Annotated in this window: 5 protein-coding genes; 2 read left to right on the top strand and 3 right to left on the bottom strand. The window is 73.1% G+C overall.

The window, feature by feature from the left end:
- Nucleotides 1–42 precede the first annotated feature (42 nt).
- Nucleotides 43–480 carry a DUF4442 domain-containing protein gene (locus ACFWA7_RS39645; protein WP_329404458.1) on the bottom strand — a complete coding sequence of 146 codons (438 nt, stop codon included), beginning with the start codon at nucleotides 478–480 and terminating at the stop codon, nucleotides 43–45.
- A gap of 109 nt (nucleotides 481–589) precedes the next feature.
- On the opposite strand from ACFWA7_RS39645, the gene ACFWA7_RS39650 reads away from it, so the two are divergent.
- Together ACFWA7_RS39650 and ACFWA7_RS39655 are read left to right on the top strand one after the other, a co-directional pair.
- On the top strand, nucleotides 590–1,669 hold the full coding sequence (locus ACFWA7_RS39650) for a hypothetical protein (RefSeq protein ID WP_385534825.1): 1,080 nt from the start codon (nucleotides 590–592) through the stop codon (nucleotides 1,667–1,669).
- 89 nt (nucleotides 1,670–1,758) lie between these two features.
- On the top strand, nucleotides 1,759–3,078 hold the full coding sequence (locus tag ACFWA7_RS39655; RefSeq protein WP_385534823.1) for an MFS transporter: 1,320 nt from the start codon (nucleotides 1,759–1,761) through the stop codon (nucleotides 3,076–3,078).
- Here the strand turns inward: ACFWA7_RS39655 and ACFWA7_RS39660 are convergent.
- Nucleotides 3,040–3,885, bottom strand: coding sequence for a spermidine synthase (locus ACFWA7_RS39660; RefSeq protein ID WP_385828016.1), 846 nt, complete (start codon nucleotides 3,883–3,885; stop codon nucleotides 3,040–3,042). The genes ACFWA7_RS39655 and ACFWA7_RS39660 overlap by 39 nt on opposite strands.
- Before the next feature lie 164 nt (nucleotides 3,886–4,049).
- A partial coding sequence (locus ACFWA7_RS39665; protein ID WP_385828018.1) for a patatin-like phospholipase family protein occupies nucleotides 4,050–4,744 on the bottom strand: 695 nt, incomplete at its 5' end.

Consider the following 4,744-nt stretch of genomic DNA (forward strand, 5'->3'; position numbering starts at 1 on the left):
GTGCAGGCACTCGGGGCCGGATCCGTTCGGGAACCGCGTGGATCAGCTGTGCGGGCGCAGGGTCCAGACGACGGTCATCTCGCCGGTGACGGCGCCGTCCTCACGGGTGATCGCGATGGCGACCGGGAACTCGGGACGCTCCCCCGCGTCCAGCTCCGCGACGACGTCCGCGATCGGGCGGCCCAGCGTGGCGGTGGCGGTGACCACGCCCATGGCGAGCTTCTTGTAGCCGATCTCCGCCTTGACGGCGAGCGGCACGGCACGGTTCATCTGGTCGCCGAAGGCGGCGATCACGATGGCACCGCTGGCGGACTCGGCGAGCGTGAACATCGCGCCGGCGTGCGGTCCGCCCACGTGGTTGTGGTAGTCGGCCTGGTCGGGCAACCGGACCACGGCCCGCTCGGGGGTGGTCTCCAGGAACTCCAGGTTGAGGGTCCTGGCCATGGGAACGGTCGCGGCGAGCATCTCGCCGACGGACATCTGATCAGCGCTCATGGCATCGGATGTTACCCGTGAGTAGTAGACCTTGACCATCCCCTCACAGGGGCGGACGTTGGAGCCACGACCGTCCCCTCTATGGTTACTCGCCATGTGGCAAGGACAGCAGCCGCCCGGGGGCGAGCAGAATCCGCAGGACCCGAACCAGAACCCGTACCAGCAGCCGGGGTACCAACAGCCCAACCCGTACCAGCAGCCGACGCAGCCGGGGTACCAGGCACCGCCGCCCCAGGCACCGCCCGGCGGCCACCAGCAGCCGGGATACGGATATCCGCAGCAGCCCAACCCGTACCAGCAGCCGACCGTGCCGCAGTACCCGGTGGGGGCGCCGCCCGGACCGCCGGCGCCGCCGCAGAACGACGGCGGCGGCAAGAAGAGGACGACCCTGATCGCCATCGTCGCGGCGACCGCGGTCGTGGCCGCGGCGGTCGTGACCGGCGTCGTGGTCATGAAGGACGACGGCAAGAAGGACGACAAGGCCGACGACAAGAAGCCGTCGCAGACCTCGGCTCCGGCGCAGTCGTCGCCCACCGCCCAGCCCAATCCGCGCGGCGACTCCACCCAGGACATGAAGCCGACCATCGAGGGCTGGAAGGTCATCACCAACCCCAAGTGGGGCACGGCCTTCGACGTCCCCTCGGACTGGGAGTTCAAGGGCCCGAGCTGGGCCGGTGGCTTCGAGGACCACGCCAACCCGACCGGGAAGCCGATCATCATGCAGTCGGCGCCCGCGTACTACAAGCCCAAGTGGTGCACCGAGGACTCCAACCACGACGGCAACACCGAGGACACCGAGCTCGCGGGCACCGGCACCAAGGGCGCCGACGGCGCGAAGAACACCGACGAGGTGGCCGAGAACCAGGTGCCGTGGTGGGTGTACGGCGCGTACACCCAGCCGGACAAGAACATCATCAAGATGGTCAAGCCCGTCCCGTACACCACCAAGTCGGGCATCGTGGGCAGTCTCGCCCGCGCGTCGGCGACCGGGGTCAAGAAGACCAGCAAGTGCGACACCGACGGCAAGGCGGTCACCTTCGGCTTCAAGAACGCCAAGGGCGACTTCGTGGCCTGGAGCCTCTACTCGGTCACCGGGGTCAACGGCGCGGTCACCGACGAGACGATCGACAAGATCCTCAGCACGGTCCGCCTCGCCGGTCAGCCCACCGGCTGAGCCCGTCCGTTCGCGGTGACACCCCCGGCACCGCGTACGGCACGGCGATCGGTTTGGCACATCGAGGCGGCGACGGCGATAGTCCACAGGTGACATCTGCCGCCGCCGTCTCCCGCTTCCGCCGTCCCACCTGGGCGGGTCGCAACTACACGCTGCTGACCGCCGCCGCGATCGTGACCAATCTGGGCAGTCAGGGCGCCCTGATCGCCTCGGCGTTCGCGGTGTTGCAGGCGGGCGGCGACGGCGGCGACGTGGGCCTGGTCGCGGCGGCCCGTACCGTGCCGCTCGTCCTCTTCCTGCTCGTCGGCGGCGCGCTCGCGGACCGAATACCCCGGCACCGGGTGATGGTCGCCGCCAACAGCCTCAACTTCCTCTCCCAGGGCGCCTTCGCGCTGCTGGTACTGACCGGCACGCCGCAGCTGTGGCAGATGCTGGCGCTCAGCGCGCTCGGCGGCGTGGGCCAGGCGTTCTTCGGCCCCGCCTCCGAGGGCATGCTGATGTCCAGCGTGAAGGGCGAGGAGGCCGGGCGCGCCTTCGCGCTGTACCGGATGGCGATGCAGGGCGCGGGCATCGGCGGCGCCGCCCTCGGCGGGGCGCTGATCGCCGCCGTCGGACCCGGCTGGGTGCTCGCCGTCGACGCGGCCGCCTTCGCCGTGGCGGGCGGGCTGCGCGCCTTCATCGACGTACGCCACATCCCGCCGCGCGAGCCCGGCGGCGGCATCGTCGCCGATCTGCGCGACGGCTGGCGGGAGTTCATCGGCCGCCCCTGGCTCTGGGCGATCGTGGCGCAGTTCTCGATCGTCAACGCCGTCGTGGTGGCCGCCGACGCGGTGTACGGGCCGCTGGTCGCCCGGGACCAGCTGGGCGGGCCGGGGCCGTGGGGCCTGGCGCTCGCCGCGTTCGGGGCGGGCACGGTCGGCGGCGCCCTGGTGATGATGCGCTGGAAGCCGCGCCGGCTGCTGTTCGTGGGCTCGCTCTGCGTCTTCCCCCTCGCCCTGCCCTCCGCCGCGCTCGCCGTGCCGGTGCCGATCGGGGTGCTGGTCGCGGTGATGTTCCTGACCGGTGTGTCCATCGAGGTGTTCGGCGTCTCCTGGATGACCGCGATGCACCAGGAGATACCCGAGGAGAAGCTGTCGCGGGTCTCCGCGTACGACTGGCTGGGCTCGCTCGCCGTGGTGCCGCTCGCCACCGCGCTCGCGGGTCCGGCCGAGACCGCCTTCGGCCGGACCTCCGCGCTGTGGGGCTGCGCGGTGGTGATCGTGGTCCTGACGGCGGCGGTGCTCACCGTCCCGGACGTACGGAACCTGACGCGCCGCACCGCGCCGGTCGCCGGGGGACTGCCCGCGCCGGACACGGACGCGGTTCCCGTCTCAGCCGATGCCGAACGCCCCCTCGGGGGGCTCGGGTGACGGCTTCGCCTCGCTGTCCGGTACGGGCCTCGCCCCGCCGGTGAACCGCCGCAGCGCGTCGCCGTGCTCGACCCGGGCGGGGAAGGCGTCCCCGGCGGTCAGCCGGGCGAGGGGGGCGATCGGCAGCGGCCCGTGCGAGGCGAGCAGCACCACGTTGCCGAACCGCCGCCCGCGCAGCACCGAGGGCTCGGCGATCAGCGCGACCTGGTCGAACACCGCCCGGAAGGTGGCCAGTTGGGGGCGGAGGAAGTCGAAGGGCGCGCCGTCGGCGAGGTTGGCCGCGTAGAGCCCGCCGGGCCGCAGCACCCGCTCGGCGGTCCGCGCGTACTCGACCGAGGTGAGGTGCGCGGGCACCCGGGAGCCGCCGAACACGTCCGCGACGAGCAGATCGGCCGAGTCCGCCGGTGCGGCCTCGGTCCAGGCGCGGGCGTCGGCCGCGTGCACCTGGATCCCACTGTCTTCGGGCAGCGGCAGATGCTCGGTGACCAGGGCGAGCAGCCCGCGGTCGGCCTCCACGACGTCCTGGCGCGAGCCCGGCCGGGTGGCCGCCAGACAGCGCGGCAGGGTGAGCGCGCCGCCGCCGAGGTGGAGCACGTCGAGCGGTGCGCCCGGCTCCCCCGCGCAGTCGACGACATGGGCGAGCCTGCGGACGTACTCGAACTCGATGTACGTCGGGTCGTCGAGGTCGACGTACGACTGGGGCGCGCCGTTCACGGTGAGCAGCCAGGCCCGCTCCCGGTCCACGTCGGGCATCAGCTTGGCGGTGCCCCAGTCCACTGCCCGGCTGACCGGTATCGGCTCGTTCACCGTCCCATTGTGCGGGACGCTCCGCGGGGAGCGGGGTTCGTCGGCTGCGGGCCGTCTGTGGCTGAGCGCGCCCACGCGGCGGAGCCGCATATGTCACAGCCCCGCGCCTCTGAAGGGACGCGGTACCGCGGCGGACCTCCACAGGTCCGCGCCCCTGAAAGGGACTACGCCCAGAGTTCGGCCACCGTGGCCGCGTGGGCGGCTGCCTGGGTGCGGCCGGCGCGGGCGGCCGGGGCGCGGCGGGACGGCTCCAGGGAGTTGCGGCCGAAGGCGCGGCGGGCGGCGGAGTCCGGGGTGATGAGCTCGACGCGCGCGCCCGCGGCGGCCAGCTCGGCCACCTGGGTGCGCGGCGAGTCCAGCGGGCCGCCGCCGAGCGCCAGCGGCGCGAGGACCAGCACCCGGTCGTATCCGGCGGCGAGCTGGGCGTTGGCCGGCGAGTGCACTCCCCCGTCGATCCAGCGGCGGCCCTCGACGGTGACGGCGGGCCACACCCCGGGCACCGCGCAACTGGCGGCGACCGCGTCCACCAGTTCCACGCCGCTCTCCCGGTCGAAGATCCGCAGTTCACCGCTGTCCGCCGCGACCGCCGTGATCCGCAGCCGCCGCGCCGGCCACTCGTGCGCGACCAGCCGTCCGGCGATCACCTTGCGCCGGGCCGCCTCCGGGCCCGTGCCACCGGCGAGCGCCACCCGGCCCAGCTTTCTGCCGTATTCCTCGGGGGTACGGGAGGTCAGCGCCGCACGGGCGAACCGGAACAGCGCGGCCGGCCCCAGATTCGCCGGGATCTCGCCGTCGGGCCGGGCGAGCTGACGCTCATACAGCTGCGGCAGCCCGATCCGCCCCGAGGTGATCTGCGCGG

This window comes from Streptomyces sp. NPDC059994 (genome assembly GCF_042737755.1).
In the GTDB taxonomy this organism is placed as follows: domain Bacteria; phylum Actinomycetota; class Actinomycetes; order Streptomycetales; family Streptomycetaceae; genus Streptomyces.

Excerpts from the sequence above, each read along its gene's own strand:
- ACFWA7_RS39645 (WP_329404458.1), bottom strand. The coding sequence starts at position 480 with ATGTCCGTCGGCGAGATGCTCGCCGCGACCGTTCCCATGGCCAGGACC.
- ACFWA7_RS39650 (WP_385534825.1), top strand. The coding sequence starts at position 590 with ATGTGGCAAGGACAGCAGCCGCCCGGGGGCGAGCAGAATCCGCAGGAC.